A 16,295-nucleotide genomic window follows, 5' to 3' on the forward strand; every position below is an offset into this window, starting at 1 on the left:
TGCGGGTGGGAGGATGGCCGGATGGAGATCATGCTGTTCCATTCGGCCCTCGGCCTGCGCCCGGCCGTCCACGAGGCGGCCGACCGGCTGCGCGCGGCCGGGCATTCCGTGCGCGTGCCCGACCTCTACGACGGGCAAACCGCCACGACCATGGACGAGGGCCTCGCGATCAAGGAGAAGACCGGCGCGGACGAACTGCTGCGCCGCGCGGTGTCCGCCGCCGCGCCCCACTCCGACGCGGGGCTCGTCTACGCGGGCTTCTCGCTCGGCGGGGCGATCGCCCAGAACCTCGCGCTCGGCGACGAGCGGGCGCGCGGGCTGCTCCTGCTGCACGGCACGTCCGACATCGCGGACAGCGCCGCGGTGGACGACCTGCCGGTCCAGCTCCATGTGGCGGACCCCGACGTCTTCGAGCCGCACGACTGGCTGACGGCCTGGTACCTGCGGATGCGCGCCGCCGGCGCCGACGTGGAGGTCTTCCGCTACCCGGGCGTCGGCCACCTGTACACGGACCGCGAGTTCCCCGACTACGACGAGGCCGCAGCCGAGGAGACCTGGCGGCTGGCCACCGCCTTCCTCGACGACATCGCGGGAGGGCAGGGCTAGCGCCGACGGGCTCGGGGGCGGGGCGGGAGCGCGGAGGCTGTGCGGTCCCGGTCCCGGTCCCGGTCCGGGTCCGGGTCCCGGTCGCGGTCCGGGGGCGCCGGGGCAGACGTTCGCCCCCGGCGCCCGGTCGGTACGGCGCCCTGACCCGGGTGTGCCCGGGTGTGCCGGGGTGCGGGTCAGGCCGGGGGGCTCCAGTCCTCGTGGGGTTCGGGGTCGCGCGGGCCGAAGAGGGCCGTCAGGCCCAGGTGGACGAGCACCGCGGCCACCGGCCAGGCCAGCAGCGCTCCCTTCATGCCCAGTTCGAGGGGCGCGTCGAAGGTGTGGCCCCTGCCCACCTGCTTGGCGTGCGCGACCACGTCGGTCGTCGGGCCGAGCAGCTGCCCGAACTTCCACGCGATCAGCGACGCCGCGACGCCGCCCAGGGCGAGCCCGAACACCAGGGGCACCCCGCCGTGCCTGCGCCACAGGAACACCACGAGCGCGCTCACCACGCCGAACGCCAGTGCGAGCAGGACGAACGTGCCGTCACCGCCGATCGCCTCCTCGCCCTCCACGTCCTTGAGCAGGACGGCGGAGCTGTCCGAGGTCAGCGGCACCTTCGGTGCGAGCCAGGCCCACAGCGCGCCCAGCACGAGCCCGCACGCGGCCGTGGCGACCAGCACCAGGGCGGCCTGCGCCAGCTCCGCTCTCGTCGTACCGGGGCCACCCGGGGCCCGGGTCTGTTCGGGCGGCCAGGGGGCGCCGCCCTGAGCGGCCCCCGGCTGCTGCCAGGGGTCAGGGGACGAGCGGTGGGGCGGCGTCAACGGTGCGTTCACCGTGCCATCGTGCCAAACATGCCTGTGCGCCGCCGCGGCAGGGCGGGCGACAGCCGACCCGGGTCAGCGGACCGCGGCCCTGCGGTACGCCCAGGTCGCCACGGCGAGCGACACCACGCCGACCGCCGCGCACACCGTCAGATCGAGTCCCACAGCGGACCAGTCGGGCCGCGCGTCGAACGTGCCGGCGAGCGCCTCCACCCCGTACGTGGACGGCAGCAGGTCGCGGGCCCAGCGGATCAGCTCGGGCAGCCGGTCGGCGGGCAGCACGCCGAGCAGCAGCGCCGCCGACATGCCGAGCTGCCCCAGCAGCGTCGCGACCTCCGGTCGCGGCGCCAGCAGCCCGAACGCGGCACCCAGGCCCGCGAGCGCCGCCCCCGCCAGCGGGATCACCGCGGCGAGCACCCACAGATGGCTCAGCGGCAGCTGGAACAGCGCGCTGCCGACGACCGCCGTCACCGCCGTGCCCGGCACGGTGAACGAGGCGTACGCGCCCGCCGCTCCCAGCACCACCGCGGCCGGCGGCACGGGCAGCGTCGCGTAGTGGTCGAGGCCGCCGCTCGCCCGCAGCTGGCCGAAGTACTGCGCCAGCAGGTTCAGCGCGACGAACGCCACCACGAGCACGCTCGACCCGGAGACCACGGCACGCGCGCCCGAGCCGCCGTCCACCACGCCCCGCATCAGGATCATGATCCCGACGGACTGGAACGTCGCCACGAACAGCAGCGGGATCCGCGCCACCCGGGCCCGCGACAGCTGCGCCCGGTACACCGCGGACATGGAGGGCAGCAGCCTGGCGCGCGGCGCGAGCGGCGCGGGACGGGCGGCGGCAGCGGCCTCGCGCGCGGCCCCCGGCCCCCGCCGGTCCCGTACGGCCCCCAGGGCGGTGCCCGCTTCCGCGGACTCCGTGGGCAGAACGCTCACACCGTGTCACCCCTCATGCCTTCACCAGCCCGTTCGTCCGGCCGCCGAGCGCCAGGTAGACGTCCTCAAGGCTCGGCGTGGCCAGTGTGAAGTCGTCGAGCGCCGCGAAGGCGGCGCCTCCGGTCACCGCGGCGACCGCGGCGCGCGCCGCGTCCGGGGCGAGCCGCAGCACCCAGCGGCGCCCCGACTCCTGCGCGAAGCCGCGCAGCGCCGCCACCTCGGGAACGTCGAGCGGCGCCCGTTCGCGCCACACGAGCTCCACCCGTACCTCGCCCGCGACCTGCTGCTTGAGGCCGGCGGGCGTGTCGCAGGCGATGACGCGGCCACGTTCGAGCACCGCGACCCGGTCGAGCACGGTCTCCGCCTCGATCACGTTGTGCGTCACGAGCAGCACCGTCGTGCCGCGCTCGGCGCGCCGCCGGTCGACCGCCGCCCACACCGCGCGCCTGGCGACGGGGTCCATGCCGGTGGTCGGCTCGTCGAGCACCAGCAGCGGCCGCTCGCCGACCAGCACGGCGGCGAAGCAGGCGAGCCGCCGCTGGCCGCCCGAGAGCTTCTTCAGCGGCCTGCCCGCGAGCTCCCCGAGCCCCAGCTCGGCGAGCACCGCGTCGCGCTCAGCCCGCGCCGCCTTCAGCGGCAGACCGCGCAGCCTGCCCGTGGTCTCGGCCGCGAGCGACACCGTCAGCTCGTCGAGCGCGGTGGACTCCTGGCCGAGGTAGCCGATCAGCCGGGACGCACGCTCCGGGTGACGCACCAGGTCGTGGCCGAGCACGTCGACGGTGCCCGCGTCGGGCCGCATCAGACCGGTGAGCTGCCGTACGAGGGTGGACTTGCCCGCGCCGTTCGGCCCGAGCAGCCCGAAGACCTCGCCGCGCAGCACCCGCAGACTGATCCCGTCGGTGGCGCGCACCTCCGGCGTGCCCGGAGCCCCACGGCGACCGCGCGCGGCGGGGTACGTCTTCACCAGACCGCGCACCTCGCACACCGTACTCACGAGGTACGAGATTACGTGGTCTGTCCGCGGCACCGACCCCGCCCCCCGGCGGCGGCGCGCCACCGCGCGGGGACCACACCGCACGCGCCGCCGCGGGATCGTTCAGGCGCGGCCTGCGGCGGTCAGCTCTGGTCCGAAGGACGGCCGGCGGCCGTGGTGATGTCGATCTCCCGCCAGAAGCCCGCGCGGATCGCGTACCTGTCGTGCTCGTCGATCTGGTCGTCCTTGTGGGCGAGCAGGCCGAAGCGGGCCGCGTAGCGCAGGAGTTCGCCGTCGATGCGGTGGGGGATGCGCGGGTAGAGCGTCGCCAGCGTGGCGACGTGGCCGTCCTCCGCGGGCAGCCGCTCCATCCAGCGGCGGGCGAAGACCTGGCCCACCTCGAAGGGGTCGCCGCTCACGGTGGTGATGTCCTCCTCGCGGTCGGCCCAGCGCTGCTCCGCGCTGGTGAGCTGCGCGAGGGTGGGCAGCGACGCCGTCTCCGGGGGCTCCCCCGCCGCGCCGGAGCCGGGGCGCACCACCCAGCCCTTGTCGGAGGACCAGCGCAGCGTCGCGCCGACCGGCTGCTGGGGCTGGGGCGGCTGCTGCGGCTGGCTGAGCGGGCCGCGCAGATCCGCCAGGTCCTTCGGGGTGGGCACGCCGGGCTTGCCCGCGGGCTGGCTGTCCTCGGGCGCGCCGGGCTCCGCGTCGGGGGCGGGCGCCGTGCCGTTGCGGGGCGTCTCCTCCCGCTGCCCGCCGCGCTGCCCGGGGCCGTCGGGCGCGGACTCGGGCAGCGGCGCGGCGAGGATCGCGGCGATGTCGGGGCGGGTGACAGGGGCGGGCGGGCAGATGCCGAGGTCCTTCGCCCGCACGGCGCGGGTGATCCAGTCGCGGTCGAGCACCCGGCGCTCGTCGGCCTCGGCGACGAGGTCCTCGGACTGGTTGTAGTCGCCGTCGGCCGCCTGGACGGCCCACAGGTGCACGGCGACGCCGTGCTCCTTCGCGGACATCAGGCCGGGCAGCAGGTCCCCGTCGCCGGTGACCAGGACGATGTCTGAGCAGGCGCGGTTCCTGGCCAGCTCGGTCAGCTCGGCGTGCATCGCGGCGTCCACGCCCTTCTGCGCCCACCGCCCGTCGCTGCGGGTCAGGGCGCCGAGCCTGACCGTCACCCGGGGCATCACGCGGAGCCTGCGGTGCTCCGGCTGGGGGACGCGGTCGGGCGCTCCGTCGAACCAGTAGATGCGGAGCAGCGGCTGCTGCGTCTCCTGTTCCGCGCGGTCGCGAAGGCCCCTGATCAGGGCGGAGTGGTCGACGGTGATGCGGGAGCGTGCGGGTTCTCCGGCGAGGAGACTCGCGGCGGCGCCCAGCAGATAGCCGGCGTCCACCAGGACGACGCAGCGGTCCACGTGTTCCACCTTCTTTCGGGAACCTCGGGATCGGGGCCACGGGTTCTTTCGGGAACCTCGGATCGGGAGGGGCAGAGTTCGGTTCGAGTCTGCCCGACGAGGGGGGCCTTAAGGTTCCGAACTGGATCTTCGGCGTGGCGTACCGCCCGCAACCCCCTGTGACAAGCCATCACTACGCACGGCAATGATCCAAAATGCGGCTTTTTTCCGGTCATGTGAGTCTGACAACGGCCCTGGCACCGAGACCCTCCAGGAGGCACACCATGGCCAAGAACCGCAACCGCGACCGAAGTAGGCCGCAGGCCGCCGAGCACGCCGCGGCCACCCCGAAGACCGCGGTCGCCGAGAAGATGACGGAGGCGGAGCAGGCCAGGTTCACGGCCCCCGACACCGCGTCCCACGGCAAGCGGCAGAAGCGCTTCGGCCACAACTGACGTGCCGCGCCCGCCCGGAGACGGCCGCGCGCGACGCGGGACCTACCGGGAGTGCGCGAGGGGCGCGCCCGCACCGTGCGGGCGCGCCCCTCGGCGCGTACGGGCCCCGTCAGCCGGCCAGGCAGGACGGGCCGAGCAGCACCTTCAGGTCGCCGAAGAGGGCCGGATCGGGCTGTACCCGGTGCCGGTCGAGCCGGAGCACGGTCGTCTTGCGGGCGCCCTGGAGCTTGATCCTGACCTCCGAGTTGCCGCGGTGGTTGCCGAGGATCTCGCCGAGGCGGCTGACCATCGGCGGGGTGACCCGCACCGTGGGGATCGTGATCGTCACCGGCGCGTTGGTGCCCGCGTTGGACAGGTCGGGGACCTGCATCTCCATGGCGACCAGGCGCGGCACGTCCTCGCGCTTGTCGAGGCGGCCCTTGACGAAGACCACGGTGTCCTCCACCAGCTGCGTCGACACCAGCTGGTACGTCGCGGGGAAGAACATGCACTCGATCGAGCCCGCCAGGTCCTCGACGGTCGCGATCGCCCAGGCGTTGCCCTGCTTGGTCATCTTGCGCTGGAGGCCCGAGATGATGCCGCCGACGGTGACGACGGCACCGTCCCCGAAATCACCGCCGGTGAGCTGGCCGATGCCGGCGTCCGCCTTGTCCGACAGGACGTGCTCAAGGCCGAACAGCGGATGGTCGGAGACGTACAGCCCGAGCATCTCCCGCTCCTGCGCGAGCAGGTACGACTTGTCCCACTCGACGTCCGAGAACTCGACGTCGAGCCCGAAGCCCGGCTCGTCGGACTGCTCCTCGCCCATGCCGCCGAACAGGTCGAACTGGCCCTCGGCCTCCTTGCGCTTGACCTGCACCACGTTGTCGATCATCGGCTCGTGGTGCGCGACGAGGCCCTTGCGGGTGTGGCCCATCTCGTCGAACGCGCCCGCCTTGATCAGCGACTCGACCGTGCGCTTGTTGCACACCACGGCCTCGACCTTGTCGAGGAAGTCGGGGAACGAGGCGTACTTCCCCTTCGCCTTGCGGCAGCGGATGATCGAATCCACCACGTTCTGGCCGACGTTGCGCACGGCCGTCAGGCCGAAGAGGATCACGTCGTCACCCTGGGCGGCGAAGTTCGGCTGCGACTCGTTGACGTTCGGCGGGAGCACCTTGATGCCCATGCGGCGGCACTCGTTGAGGTAGACGGCCGACTTGTCCTTGTCGTCCTTCACCGACGTCAGCAGCGCCGCCATGTACTCGGCCGGGTAGTTCGCCTTGAGGTACGCGGTCCAGTACGTGACCAGGCCGTACGCGGACGAGTGCGCCTTGTTGAAGGCGTAGCCGGCGAACGGGACCAGCACGTCCCACAGCGCCTGGATCGCCTCGTCCGAATAGCCGTTCTTGCGCGCGCCCGCCTGGAAGGTGACGAAGTTCTTCGCGAGCTCGTCGGCCTTCTTCTTGCCCATCACGCGGCGCAGGATGTCGGCCTCGCCGAGCGAGTAGCCCGCGACGATCTGCGCGGCCTTCTGCACCTGCTCCTGGTACACGATCAGGCCGTACGTGAGGCCGAGGACCTCCTTGAGCGGCTCCTCCAGCTCGGGGTGGATCGGCGTGATCTCCTGCTGGCCGTTCTTGCGGAGCGCGTAGTTCGTGTGCGAGTTCATGCCCATCGGGCCCGGCCGGTACAGGGCGGAGACGGCGGAGATGTCCTCGAAGTTGTCGGGCTTCATCAGCCGCAGCAGGGACCGCATCGGCCCGCCGTCGAACTGGAAGACGCCCAGCGTGTCGCCCCTGCACAGCAGGTCGTACGTCTTCGGGTCGTCCAGCGGGATGGCGAGGAGGTCGAGTTCCCTGCCCTTGTTGGACTTCACCATCTTGACGGCGTCGTCCATGATCGTGAGGTTGCGCAGGCCGAGGAAGTCCATCTTCAGCAGGCCGAGCGACTCGCAGCTCGGGTAGTCCCACTGCGTGATCGTGACGCCGTCGGTGTGGCGCACCCAGACAGGGACGTGGTCCGTGATCGTCTCACTGGACATGATCACGCCGGCCGCGTGCACGCCCATCTGCCGCACCAGGCCCTCGACGCCCTTCGCGGTGTCGATGACCTTCTTCACGTCCGGCTCGTTCTCGTACATCCCGCGGATCTCGCCCGCCTCGCCGTAGCGCGGGTGCTTCGGGTCGGTGATGCCGTTGAGCTCGATGCCCTTGCCGAGGACGTCCGCGGGCATGGCCTTGGTGAGCCGGTCGCCCATCGCGTACGGGTAGCCCAGCACGCGCGCCGAGTCCTTGATGGCGTTCTTCGCCTTGATCTTGCCGTACGTGCCGATCATGGCGACCTTGTCGGCGCCGTACTTCTCCGTCACGTACCTGATGACCTCGACGCGCCTGCGCTCGTCGAAGTCGATGTCGACGTCGGGCATCGAGATGCGCTCGGGGTTGAGGAACCGCTCGAAGATCAGCCCGTGCTCGATCGGGTCGAGGTCGGTGATGCCCATCGCGTACGACACGATCGAGCCGGCCGCGGAGCCGCGGCCGGGACCCACCGCGATGCCGTTGTTCTTGGCCCACATGATGAAGTCGGCGACCACGAGGAAGTACCCGGGGAACCCCATCTGGATGATGATGTCCATCTCGTACTCGACCTGCTTCTGCCGGTCCTCGGGGACGCCTCCCGGATACCGGCGGGCCATGCCGCGCTTCACCTCCTCCTGGAACCAGGTGACCTCGGTGAAGCCCTCGGGCACGTCGAACTTCGGCATCAGGTCGCGCTTCTCGAACATGCCGGTCGTGTCGATCTGCTCGGCGACCAGGAGGGTGTTGGCGCAGCCCTGCTGCCAGGCGTCCGAGGAGTCGATCGCGTACATCTCGTCGGTCGACTTGAGGTAGTAGCCGGTGCCGTCGAAGCGGAAGCGGTCGGGGTCGGAGAGGTTCTTGCCGGTCTGGATGCACAGCAGCGCGTCGTGCGCGGTCGCCTCGTGCGCGTACGTGTAGTGCGAGTCGTTGGTCACCAGCGGCGGGATGCCGAGCTTCCTGCCGATCTCCAGCAGCCCGTCGCGCACCCGGTGCTCGATGTCGATGCCGTGGTCCATCAGCTCAAGGAAGTACCGGTCCTTGCCGAAGATGTCCTGGTAGTCCGAGGCCGCCTTGAGCGCCTCGTCGAACTGGCCGAGGCGCAGCCTGGTCTGGAGCTCGCCCGAGGGGCAGCCGGTGGAGGCGATGAGGCCCTCCGACCACTTGGCGATGGTCTCCTTGTCCATGCGCGGCCACTTCTGCAGCCAGCCCTCCGCGTACGCGTCGGACGACAGCCGGAAGAGGTTGTGCAGGCCCGTCGCGTTCGCCGCCCAGATCGTCTTGTGCGTGTAACCGCCGGAACCCGAGACGTCGTCGCGCTTCTGGTGCGGCTGGCCCCACTGGATCTTGCGCTTGTTGCGCCGGGACTCGGGCGCCACGTACGCCTCGATGCCGATGATCGGGGTGACCTCGGCCTTCTTCGCCTGGTGGAAGAAGTCGTACGCGCCGTGGAGGTTGCCGTGGTCCGTCATCGCGATGTGCGACATGCCCATGTCCTTGGCGGCGGTGAACATGTCCGACAGCCGCGCGGCACCGTCCAGCAGGGAGTACTGGGTGTGCACGTGCAGATGCGTGAACGGCGGCTTGGTCACGGTGGGGCCTCCAGCAGCGGGCGCGGATCACGGTGGATCTCGGCGGATCCCGGCACAGCGGACGCCGCCGACGCCGTGGAGTCTACGACCCGGCGCCGACAGCCGGGCGTCCGCGGCGCAGCGCCGCGCGGGTGGGGACGGGGAGCGCCTGGCGCCCGTATCGGTTCGGAAACCTTTAGACCCTCCTGACAGGCTCCCATGGCACACTCGGGACCGATGGACATATCCGCGACGCAGCTGCGAGCCGCGCGGGCAGCACTCTTCACGGCGCTCGTCGTGACGCTGTCCGCCGGCTCCCACGTCCTGCTGTCGCGCGCCGCGCTGCCGCTGGCCGTGCTCGCCGCGCTGACCGCCGCGGTCTTCTGCGCCGCCTACGCCCTGGCGGGCCGCGAGCGCGGGTACGGGGGCATCGCCGCCCTGCTCGTCCCGCTCGAACTGGCCGCCGACACCGTCTTCACCACGGGCCAGCAGGTCTGCTACGGGCCGGTCGGCGGTCCCGTCACCGGCTCCCTGCGCTCCGTGGGCTTCGACGTCCTGTGCGGGCACCCCGTGGGCGCCCACCTGCCGGGCGTCGCCGCGGTCGGCGGGCCCCAGTCGCCCGCGGCCGCGCTCCTCGCCTCGTCGGACCGACCCTGGCTGCCCTGGCTGCTGCTCGCCGTCCACGTGGCGACGGGCCTGCTCGCCGCGGCCTGGCTGCGGCGCGGTGAGCGCGCCGTCTCCGGGCTCGTCCTGACCGTCGCGGCCTTCGCCTTCCGGCCGCTGCTGCTGGCCGTCCGCGCGGCCACCGGGGCCGCACACGGCGCCCCGCGGGTCCCGCACCGCAGGGCGGCCCGCCCGCCGCGGCCCCGGGCCGGCCGCCTCCTGACCCACTCCGTCGGACGGAGGGGACCGCCCGCGACCGTGCTCGGCACTGCCTGAGCACGGGCCCGGCCCGTTCCCCCTTGAACCTCCCGTCCGCAACGCCCCACCCCACCCGTCCCGCGACGGGTGCCCTCACACGGAGTGAAACCCCATGAGCGCACGCAACAACGCCGCCAACAAGGCCGCCGCACGGGAGCGCCTGCGCGCCGAGCGCGAGAAGCAGGCGAGGCGCGACAAGATCCGCAAGCAGTCCATCGTGGCGGGCTCCGGCGTCGTCGTCCTCGCGATAGCCGCGGGCGTCGTCCTGCTGGTGCACCACTCGAACAAGCCCTCCGCCTGGGAGGCGGCGGCGAAGACCACCAAGGTCGTCGCGCCTGAGAACACCTCGGGCACCGACGGCACCACCGTCGTCATCGGCAAGTCCACGGCCAAGAAGACTCTGGTCGAGGCCGAGGACCCGCGCTGCCCGATCTGCATGCAGGCGGAGAACGCCTTCGGCACGACCATCCACAAGGACGTCGACGCGGGCAAGTACAAGCTCCAGTACGTGGGCGCCGACTTCATCGACGACCACGACAACGGCCAGGGCTCGAAGAACGGCCTCTCGGCCCTGGGCGCGGCGCTCAACGTCAGCCCCGACGCCTTCCTCCAGTACAAGGCCGCCATGTACTCGTCGAAGTTCCACCCGGACGAGAACGACGACAAGTTCAAGTCGGACGACTACCTCATCAAGATCGCCGACACCGTCCCCGCGCTCAAGGGCAACGCCGCCTTCCAGAAGGACGTCAAGGACGGCACGTTCGACGCCTGGGCGCTGAAGATGGCGGCCAAGTTCAACAAGGACGGCTACACCGCCACGCCGACCTTCAAGGTCGACGGCAAGGACCTCACCGTCCCCGGCAGCCAGAACCCGCCGCTCACGCAGGACCAGTTCGACTCGGTCATCGCGCCCGCGCTGAAGTAGGCAGGCGGCGGTGCGGGCCCCGGTCCCCGGAAGGGCGCGGGCCCGCACCCTGGCGCCGCTCCTACGGCCGCGCCACCGGCGCGACCACCGCCGACGTGAGCTCCGCCAGCACCCCGGGCGCGAGCTCCGCCTCAAGGCCCCTGCGGCCCGCCGACACATAGACCGTCGGATGCGCCCGCGCCGACGCGTCGAGCACCGTCGGCAGGGCGCGCCGCTGCCCCAGCGGCGAGATGCCACCCCTGACATAGCCGGTGGCGCGCTCGGCCGCCGCCGGGTCCGCCATCGCCCCGCGCTTGCCGCCCACCGCCGACGCCAGCGCCTTCAGGTCGAGCTGCCCCGTCACCGGCACCACCGCGACCGTCAGCGCGCCGTCGACCTCGGCCACCAGCGTCTTGAACACCCGCTCCGGCGGTACGCCGAGGGCCTCGGCCGCCTCCTCGCCGTAGCTCGGGGCCGCCGGATCGTGCCCGTACGCGTGCAGGGTGTACGCCGCGCCCGCGGACGCGAGCGCGGTGGTGGCGGGGGTGCCGCCCCCGCCGCCCCTCTTCTGCTTCTTCGCCATCCGCCCGGTCAGTTCAGGTTCGTCGGGTTGGTCGTCAGGTCCGTCGCGGGCAGCGAGGGCAGCTTCCTGATGACGGCGGTCTCGGCGCGCAGCAGCTTGAGCTCCTGGCGGAGCCTGGACGCCGTGTCCGTCGCCTCAAGGAGCTGCTGCTTGGCCGGCACGTCCAGCATCGCGGCCGCCGCGACCAGGTACGACACCACAGGCGGCTCGCCCGGCAGCTCCCCGTCGTCGGGCAGGCTGCGCTCACTGGCGCCCGCTAGGCGCTGCTGGTAGGTGCGGAAGGCCCGCAGGACGCCCTCGGCCAGCGCGTCGGCGCCCTCGCCCGCCTCCTCGGGGATCTCCTCGACCGAGGCCGTCAGATAGGGCCCCGAGGCGTCCACCGACAGCAGCCGCACGCGGGTGGTGCCGGTCGCCACCACCTCGAAGCTGCCGTCGGGCCGCTCTCTGATCGTGGCCGCGTCCGCCACGCAGCCCACGGCGTGGAAGGAGTCGAGCGGCGCGTCGCCGAAGCCCGCGGCCGGGCCGCGCTCCGGCACGGACGTCGGGTCCGGCATGCCGGGGGAGGTCACCGCGACCTCGTGCCCGTCGCGGATCGCGACGACGACGAAGCGCCGCGCCTCGGGGTCGTCGGACTTGAGCAGCTCCCGCATCATCGCGCGATAGCGCTCCTCGAACACGTTCAGCGGCAGGACGAGGCCGGGGAACAGCACCGCGTTGAGCGGGAACAGGGGGAGGGTCGCCGTGGTCACGACCGTCAAGCCTAGTGGGCGAAGCGCCCTCACCGACCAGATCTGTGGCACAAAGGCATTCCGGAGGCCACCTGGAGGCGCACCTCGTCCCTGGTTTCGAGGAACTCCCGCAGCGGATCCTCGCTGAGCCGGGACCAGGGAAACGACGTCGCGTACGGACCGATCATCCGGAACTGGTCGAGCGCCTCGGCCCACCGCCCGCGCCGCACCAGGACGTACGCCAGCAGGTTGCGCGCCTCCGCCGGCCACGGGTCGCCCGCGCGGTAGCGGCCCGACAGGTCGATCGCCAGGTCGGCCGCCCGGTCGATCCGGTCGCCCTGCACCGGCGAGGGCGCGCAGTCGAGCAGTTGCTGGAAGGCGGCGCGCGCCGGCAGCGTCCGCACCAGCGAGGCGGGCAGCGCCCGGCGCGCCGCGCCCTCCGCGAAGTCCAGGCACTCGCGGTGCGAGCCGTACCACTGCGCGGACAGGAACAGCAGCGCCGAGACATGGCAGCCGTAGTGGTGCGCGCTGCGCCGCACCGCCTGCGCCCAGAGTTCCTCGAAGTGGCTGTGCGGGGCGTGCGTGCCGCGCGCGTGGTCCAGCGCGATGCGCCAGGGCACGGGGTCGCGCGGGTCGCCGTCCGCCGCCGCGTCGATCAGCGGTCCCGCGTCCCGCAGCAGCTCGGCGCGCGCGGGCGACTCCCAGGCCCTGCGCACGGCCAGCTCCGCGCCGACCACCAGTGCGTCCGGGTCCCCGGGCGCCGCGCGCAGCCAGTCCGTGAGCCAGCCGCCGCGCCTGCGGGCGAAGACCGCGAGCTTCACCACATAGCGGTCACGGCTCTCCCACTCGCCGCCCTCACGGGTGGTCGCGAGCAGCTTGGCCGCGTCCTCGTACTCGCCGAGCGCCGCGGACAGCAGCGCGGGCGCGAGCGGGCCGTCCGGGGCGTCGAGGAGGACCGCGTCGTCGGGCGGCAGCCCCGCCGCGAGCCGCGGTGTGTGCCTGACCATACGCGCGGTGCTGATCAGAGCGCGAAGCAAAGACATGGTGCGGACCATTCAAAACCGCAGGTCGCGGACGCGCCAGTGGGGATCTGTGAAGCTTTCGTTCACGGCGGGAGGGTTGTGCTCCCGGGCGTCAAGAGGCGGTAAAGAAAGAGTGACCCGTGGTGACCGTGGGTGACGGACCGGGCGGCCGGGAGGGTGGCGGGGCACCGGGGACCCACGCGCACCACCACCGCGCGCACGCCCCATATCACCCAGTGATACAGGCGGCCGACGGCCTGCCGCGGTCTGCGAGAATTGGTCCCGTGATCTCACGAATCGACCTGCGCGGCGACGCCCTCCCCGAGGGTGGCGCCCTGCGTGCCCTGCTGCCCCGTGCCGAGTTCGACGTGGAAGCCGCCCTGGAGAAGGTGCGGCCCATCTGCGAGGACGTACGCCATCGCGGCGCGGAGGCGGTCCTTTCGTGGGGCGAGAAGTTCGGCGACGGCCGCCCCGCGTCCCTGCGCGTGCCCGTCGAGGCCCTGCGCCGCGCGCTCGACGCGCTCGACCCGGCCGTGCGGGCCGCCCTGGAGGAGTCCGTCCGCAGGGCCCGCCTCGTCCACCGCGACCAGCGGCGCACCGACACCACCACCCAGGTCGTGCCGGGCGGCACCGTCACCGAGCGCTGGGTCCCCGTCGAGCGGGTCGGCCTGTACGTGCCCGGGGGCCTCTCGGTGTACCCGTCCTCCGTGGTGATGAACGTCGTACCCGCCCAGGAGGCCGGCGTCGGCGGCATCGCCGTGGCCTCGCCCGCCCAGGCGGCCTTCGGCGGTCTGCCGCACCCCACCATCCTCGCCGCGTGCGCCCTGCTCGGCGTCGACGAGGTGTACGCGGCGGGCGGCGCCCAGGCGGTCGCGATGTTCGCCTACGGCGTCCCGGGCCCCGACGGCTGCCGCCCGGTCGACCTCGTCACGGGCCCCGGCAACATCTACGTCGCCGCCGCCAAGCGCCTCCTGAAGGGCGTCGTCGGCATCGACGCGGAGGCGGGCCCCACCGAGATCGCCGTGCTCGCCGACGCGAGCGCCGACCCGGTGCACATCGCCGCCGACCTGATCAGCCAGGCCGAGCACGACCCGATGGCCGCCGCCGTCCTCGTCACGGACTCGGCCGAACTCGCCGACGCCGTCGAGGCCGAGCTCGTGCCGCAGGTCGCGGCCGCACGGCACGCGGACGCCAGGATCAGGCCCGCGCTCGCCGGCCGGCAGTCCGCGCTCGTCCTCGTCGACTCGCTCGACGACGGGCTGCGCGTGGTCGACGCGTACGCCGCCGAGCACCTGGAGATCCAGACCGCGGACGCCGCCGCCGTCGCCGCCCGGGTCCGCAACGCGGGCGCGGTCTTCGTCGGCCCCTACGCACCGGTCTCGCTCGGCGACTACGCGGCAGGCTCCAACCACGTCCTGCCGACCGGCGGCTGCGCCTGCCACTCCTCGGGCCTGTCCGTCCAGTCGTTCCTGCGCGGCATCCACGTCGTGGACTACACGCGCGACGCGCTCGCCGAGGTCACCCACCACGTGGTGGCGCTCGCCGAGGCGGAGGACCTGCCCGCGCACGGCGCGGCGCTCAAGGCGAGGTTCGGGTGGAAGGTGCCCCAGAAGTGACCCGTACGACCCCGGCCGCCGGACGGACGGCACGCGCCGCCGGCAGCAGCATGGACGACCTGCCCATCCGCGACGAGCTGCGCGGCCAGTCCCCGTACGGCGCGCCGCACCCCGACGTGCCCGTCCAGCTCAACGTCAACGAGAACCCGTACCCGCTGCCCGACGCACTGGTCGAGCGGATCACCGAGCGGGTCCGCGCAGCCGCCCGCGGCCTCAACCGCTACCCCGACCGCGACGCGCTCGAACTGCGCGGCGCGCTCGCCGCGTACCTCACCCGCACCGGCGGCCACCCCCTGACCGCGGCGCACGTCTGGGCGGCCAACGGGTCCAACGAGATCCTCCAGCAGCTCCTCCAGGCCTTCGGCGGCCCCGGCCGCACCGCCATGGGCTTCGAGCCCTCGTACTCGATGCACAGCCTCATCGCGCGCGGCACCACCACCGGCTGGATCTCCGGGCCGCGCCACGAGGACTTCACCATCGACGTCGAGGCGGCCGCGGCCGCGATCGCGGAGCACCGCCCGCACGTCGTGTTCGTCACCACGCCCAACAACCCCACGGGCACCGCGGTGGACGCCGCCACCGTCCTCGCGCTGTACGAGGCGGCGCAGCGCGCCAGGCCCTCGCTGTTCGTCGTGGACGAGGCGTACGCGGAGTTCAGCCACCACCCCTCGCTGCTGCCGCTGCTCGAAGGCCGGCCGAACCTCGTCGTCTCGCGCACCATGTCGAAGGCGTTCGGCGCGGCCGGGCTCAGGCTCGGCTACCTCGCCGCCGACCCCGCCGTGGTGGACGCCGTGCAGCTGGTGCGCCTGCCGTACCACCTCTCCGCCGTCACCCAGGCCACCGCGCTCGCCGCCCTGGAGCACACCGATACCCTGCTCGGGTACGTCGAGCAGCTGAAGACCGAGCGGGACCGGCTGGTCGAGGAACTGAGGGCACTCGGGTTCGAGGTCACGGACTCCGACGCGAACTTCGTGCAGTTCGGCCTCTTCGAGGACGCGCAGGCCGCGTGGCAGCACATCCTCGACCGCGGAGTGATCGTCCGGAACAACGGCGTGCCGGGCAGGCTCCGCGTCACCGCGGGCACCCCCGCCGAGAACGACGCGTTCCTCGACGCGGTGCGCGATCTCAAGAAGGAGCAGAGCGGATGAGTCGCATCGGCCGAGTCGAGCGCAGTACCAAGGAGACCTCCGTCGTCGTCGAGATCGACCTCGACGGCACCGGGCGGGTCGAGGTCGCGACCGGCGTGGGGTTCTTCGACCACATGCTGGACCAGCTCGGCAGGCACGGCCTGTTCGACCTGACGGTCAAGACCGAGGGCGACCTGCACATCGACTCGCACCACACCATCGAGGACACGGCGCTCGCGCTCGGCGCCGCGTTCCGCCAGGCCCTCGGCGACAAGGTCGGCATCTACCGCTTCGGCAACTGCACCGTGCCGCTCGACGAGTCCCTCGCCCAGGTCACGGTGGACCTCTCGGGCCGCCCCTACCTGGTGCACACCGAGCCCGAGTCGATGGCGCCGATGATCGGCTCGTACGACACGACGATGACCCGGCACATCCTGGAGTCCTTCGTCGCCCAGGCCCAGGTCGCCCTGCACGTCCACGTGCCGTACGGGCGCAACGCCCACCACATCGTGGAGTGCCAGTTCAAGGCGCTCGCCCGCGCCCTGCGGTACGCCTCGGAGCGCGACCCGCGCGCGGTCGGCATCCTGCCCTCCACGAAGGGCGCCCTCTGA

15 protein-coding genes are annotated in these 16,295 nt (G+C 72.7%); 7 read left to right on the forward strand and 8 right to left on the reverse strand.

The genetic code is table 11. The features are described from left to right. The first annotated feature begins 21 nt into the window (after positions 1-21). Positions 22-606, forward strand: a complete 585-nt coding sequence (locus tag ABEA77_RS24110; protein ID WP_345651366.1) for a dienelactone hydrolase family protein — start codon at positions 22-24, stop codon at positions 604-606. A gap of 176 nt (positions 607-782) precedes the next feature. Here the strand turns inward: ABEA77_RS24110 and ABEA77_RS24115 are convergent, their stop codons facing one another. From ABEA77_RS24115 to ABEA77_RS24130, 4 genes are all read right to left on the reverse strand, one after another. Next, a complete protein-coding gene (locus ABEA77_RS24115; RefSeq protein WP_345651369.1) occupies positions 783-1,421 on the reverse strand; it encodes a DUF2567 domain-containing protein in 639 nt (212 codons plus the stop codon). A 63-nt stretch (positions 1,422-1,484) separates the two neighbouring features. Next, entirely contained in the window at positions 1,485-2,303 is an 819-nt protein-coding gene (locus tag ABEA77_RS24120; RefSeq protein ID WP_425588379.1) for an ABC transporter permease, read from the reverse strand. Between the two features lie 55 nt (positions 2,304-2,358). Next, complete coding sequence (locus ABEA77_RS24125) at positions 2,359-3,330, reverse strand: ABC transporter ATP-binding protein (protein ID WP_345651482.1); 972 nt, start codon at positions 3,328-3,330, stop codon at positions 2,359-2,361. Positions 3,331-3,461: 131 nt separating this feature from the next. Next, positions 3,462-4,721, reverse strand: a complete 1,260-nt coding sequence (locus ABEA77_RS24130) for an NYN domain-containing protein (RefSeq protein ID WP_425588376.1) — start codon at positions 4,719-4,721, stop codon at positions 3,462-3,464. Positions 4,722-4,984: 263 nt separating this feature from the next. On the opposite strand from ABEA77_RS24130, the gene ABEA77_RS24135 reads away from it, so the two are divergent. Then, positions 4,985-5,155, forward strand: a complete 171-nt coding sequence (locus tag ABEA77_RS24135) for a hypothetical protein (protein ID WP_345651377.1) — start codon at positions 4,985-4,987, stop codon at positions 5,153-5,155. Positions 5,156-5,264: 109 nt separating this feature from the next. Here the strand turns inward: ABEA77_RS24135 and dnaE are convergent, their stop codons facing one another. Further along, positions 5,265-8,804 (reverse strand): DNA polymerase III subunit alpha, encoded by a 3,540-nt coding sequence (gene dnaE / locus ABEA77_RS24140; protein ID WP_345651380.1) that lies wholly within the window; start codon positions 8,802-8,804, stop codon positions 5,265-5,267. Between the two features lie 216 nt (positions 8,805-9,020). Between dnaE and ABEA77_RS24145 the strand changes: the two genes are divergently transcribed. Next, positions 9,021-9,722, forward strand: a complete 702-nt coding sequence (locus ABEA77_RS24145; RefSeq protein WP_345651382.1) for a hypothetical protein — start codon at positions 9,021-9,023, stop codon at positions 9,720-9,722. A 94-nt stretch (positions 9,723-9,816) separates the two neighbouring features. Continuing rightward, entirely contained in the window at positions 9,817-10,629 is an 813-nt protein-coding gene (locus tag ABEA77_RS24150; RefSeq protein ID WP_345651385.1) for a thioredoxin domain-containing protein, read from the forward strand. A 61-nt stretch (positions 10,630-10,690) separates the two neighbouring features. On the opposite strand, the gene ybaK is transcribed toward ABEA77_RS24150, so the two are convergent. From ybaK to ABEA77_RS24165, 3 genes are read right to left on the reverse strand one after another with little or no spacing between them, the layout of a single operon-like run. Further along, the gene (ybaK, locus tag ABEA77_RS24155; protein ID WP_345651388.1) at positions 10,691-11,191 is read right to left on the reverse strand and encodes a Cys-tRNA(Pro) deacylase; all 501 of its coding nucleotides are present in this window, start codon (positions 11,189-11,191) and stop codon (positions 10,691-10,693) included. An 8-nt stretch (positions 11,192-11,199) separates the two neighbouring features. After that, positions 11,200-11,940, reverse strand: coding sequence for an LON peptidase substrate-binding domain-containing protein (locus ABEA77_RS24160; RefSeq protein WP_345651391.1), 741 nt, complete (start codon positions 11,938-11,940; stop codon positions 11,200-11,202). A gap of 29 nt (positions 11,941-11,969) precedes the next feature. Then, positions 11,970-12,974: a hypothetical protein gene (locus ABEA77_RS24165; RefSeq protein WP_345651393.1), complete on the reverse strand. Its 1,005-nt coding sequence runs from the start codon at positions 12,972-12,974 to the stop codon at positions 11,970-11,972. 251 nt (positions 12,975-13,225) lie between these two features. Here ABEA77_RS24165 and hisD point away from each other — a divergent pair, with 251 nt between their 5' ends. Genes hisD through hisB form a run of 3 tightly spaced genes read left to right on the forward strand, consistent with a single transcriptional unit; the run spans position 13,226 to position 16,295 of the window. Then, positions 13,226-14,557, forward strand: a complete 1,332-nt coding sequence (gene hisD, locus ABEA77_RS24170) for a histidinol dehydrogenase (RefSeq protein WP_345651395.1) — start codon at positions 13,226-13,228, stop codon at positions 14,555-14,557. A 50-nt stretch (positions 14,558-14,607) separates the two neighbouring features. After that, a complete protein-coding gene (locus tag ABEA77_RS24175; RefSeq protein WP_345651485.1) occupies positions 14,608-15,705 on the forward strand; it encodes a histidinol-phosphate transaminase in 1,098 nt (365 codons plus the stop codon). After that, positions 15,702-16,295 carry an imidazoleglycerol-phosphate dehydratase HisB gene (hisB, locus tag ABEA77_RS24180; RefSeq protein WP_345651397.1) on the forward strand — a complete coding sequence of 198 codons (594 nt, stop codon included), beginning with the start codon at positions 15,702-15,704 and terminating at the stop codon, positions 16,293-16,295. Before ABEA77_RS24175 ends, hisB begins: the two co-directional genes overlap by 4 nt.

This window comes from Streptomyces tremellae (assembly GCF_039540215.1).
Taxonomy (GTDB): Bacteria; Actinomycetota; Actinomycetes; order Streptomycetales; family Streptomycetaceae; genus Streptomyces; species Streptomyces tremellae.

Coding starts and splice junctions, on each gene's coding strand:
- ABEA77_RS24175 (WP_345651485.1), top strand. CDS start 14,608: ATGGACGACCTGCCCATCCGCGACGAGCTGCGCGGCCAGTCCCCGTAC.
- ABEA77_RS24165 (WP_345651393.1), bottom strand. CDS start 12,974: ATGGTCCGCACCATGTCTTTGCTTCGCGCTCTGATCAGCACCGCGCGT.
- ABEA77_RS24135 (WP_345651377.1), top strand. CDS start 4,985: ATGGCCAAGAACCGCAACCGCGACCGAAGTAGGCCGCAGGCCGCCGAG.
- ABEA77_RS24145 (WP_345651382.1), top strand. CDS start 9,021: ATGGACATATCCGCGACGCAGCTGCGAGCCGCGCGGGCAGCACTCTTC.
- ABEA77_RS24150 (WP_345651385.1), top strand. CDS start 9,817: ATGAGCGCACGCAACAACGCCGCCAACAAGGCCGCCGCACGGGAGCGC.
- ybaK (WP_345651388.1), bottom strand. CDS start 11,191: ATGGCGAAGAAGCAGAAGAGGGGCGGCGGGGGCGGCACCCCCGCCACC.
- ABEA77_RS24110 (WP_345651366.1), top strand. CDS start 22: ATGGAGATCATGCTGTTCCATTCGGCCCTCGGCCTGCGCCCGGCCGTC.
- hisB (WP_345651397.1), top strand. CDS start 15,702: ATGAGTCGCATCGGCCGAGTCGAGCGCAGTACCAAGGAGACCTCCGTC.